This window comes from Nitrospira sp. BLG_2, assembly GCF_049222245.1.
This window is the reverse complement of record NZ_JBLYIG010000550.1, coordinates 1-1,519: the sequence shown is the minus strand read 5'-3', so window position 1 is coordinate 1,519 and position 1,519 is coordinate 1. Positions and strand designations below refer to the sequence as shown.

Annotated in this window: 3 protein-coding genes and 1 pseudogene; all 4 read right to left on the bottom strand. The window is 54.6% G+C overall.

The genetic code is table 11. From position 1 onward, the window contains the following. Positions 1–320: pseudogene (locus tag ACOSYY_RS14700) on the bottom strand (type III restriction endonuclease subunit R); the annotation flags it as partial. Positions 321–392: 72 nt separating this feature from the next. Continuing rightward, positions 393–713: a type II toxin-antitoxin system RelE/ParE family toxin gene (locus tag ACOSYY_RS14695; protein ID WP_421663276.1), complete on the bottom strand. Its 321-nt coding sequence runs from the start codon at positions 711–713 to the stop codon at positions 393–395. Then, the gene (locus ACOSYY_RS14690; protein WP_421663275.1) at positions 710–928 is read right to left on the bottom strand and encodes an addiction module protein; all 219 of its coding nucleotides are present in this window, start codon (positions 926–928) and stop codon (positions 710–712) included. The genes ACOSYY_RS14695 and ACOSYY_RS14690 overlap by 4 nt, the downstream gene beginning before the upstream one ends. Positions 929–1,016: 88 nt before the next feature. After that, the gene (locus ACOSYY_RS14685; protein ID WP_421663274.1) at positions 1,017–1,301 is read right to left on the bottom strand and encodes a hypothetical protein; all 285 of its coding nucleotides are present in this window, start codon (positions 1,299–1,301) and stop codon (positions 1,017–1,019) included. Positions 1,302–1,519: the final 218 nt, after the last annotated feature.

The following is a 1,519-nucleotide window of genomic DNA, read 5'->3' as shown; positions in this document are numbered from 1 at the left end:
GGCTTCTGGTGGTAGATGAGCACATTCCTTGTGTTTTCTTCTGGCAGATATGACCGGAGATGCTTGACCAATTGGCCTGCGAGGTCATAGAGCAGCTCGGAGTGTTCGTCGTAGCTGATGTCATCGAAGTCGACGAGGCCTCGAACCACATAGTCTTCAAGCCGCTGCTCCGCGTCCATTCTCCCACCAAAGATCAAGGTCTCCTGTTCATGGGTCCGAAGGTGTTGAATCAGGAGATCCCGCTCAACCGGCTGATAGTTAATGTTTGAACAATCGAGCGAAAAGGGATGAAAGCCGGTCGTAACCTCCCCCTTCGGCACGACTAGAATCCGTGGAATATCGATCGATTGGCCGGTTCTCCTTACCAATCCAAGTCAGTTCGAGTTTTGGTTTCATGTTGCGATTGCCCACGAAGGGGACCTTTTGGTTCTCACGCCCCAGTATCCTGGCTTGCGCTTGAGGTGCATGACCGCCGCAACATAGACCGTCTTGCCCTGTACAGCATAAATCAGGCCGTAGGGAAACCGTGGGATCAGATACCTGCGGAACCGTCCCTTGATCCTACGCCACATGAACGGATGCCGGGCAATCTCCTCGGTTGGCGCCTCGACGTCGGCTAGGAATGCCTTCCCCAAGCCAGGCTGACTGTCTTCGTAGAACGCGGCGGCGTTTCGAGCTTCCACCAGCGCTTCGGTGTCAACGAGGAGTTTCACCAGCCCAGATCCTTGCGAATCTGTTTGAAGGCCCGTTCAACCGGCACCCCCGTTCGTGTCCCACGTCGCCAAGCGGAAAATCGGCGCTCCGCCTCTTCCACCTGGCTCAACGGCTCGCGCCTCACACTCCGCATCAAGCGTTCAGCTAGCAGTTCCCGATCCTTTACCGGCAAGCGAACCGCTTCACGTTCGATTTTGAGCAATGCTTTACTCATTCTTCTTCCTCCATTCGGGTCTCAACTCACACCATCGTGGGTAAATTGATGTTGCTCGGCCCCCAGACTGGACTTGGCCATCCTAACATCAATCAGCTTGGATACGGTGTGTCATGAGGATACCCTTCGATGGTCTCACCGATCCCCAGGACATTCCGCACATCGTCTTAGCTGATCTGCCGTTGGAACATTCGCTTGATGGCATGCGTTCGGCCCATTTCTGTGAGACCACGAGACCGGCTTCGATCTGGTGTGGATTGAGATCGACTTGAGCATCAACAAGAGTACTGGCGAGTTTCTCAATGCTATCGGACGGGCAGCGCTTGGTGAGTTCGTGAGCGAAGAGCTTGGCGTGGTAGGGAGTAAGGTTCATGCCAAATAACGCCTCAGTAAGACCAACCTGCCGCCGAAGAATACCTGCATTCGCACACAAAATCATCCCATCTTTCGCTTTCCGATCGATGAGTGCGGTCTATTCCTCTGAATCTGTCAAGGATCAGCGAGGCGAGCCAAGAACCCGCAGGCCGCTGGCACGCAAGGCTGTGGCGAGTGAGAGATCGTGCGTGGCTATGGCAAGATCCGTATTGTTTC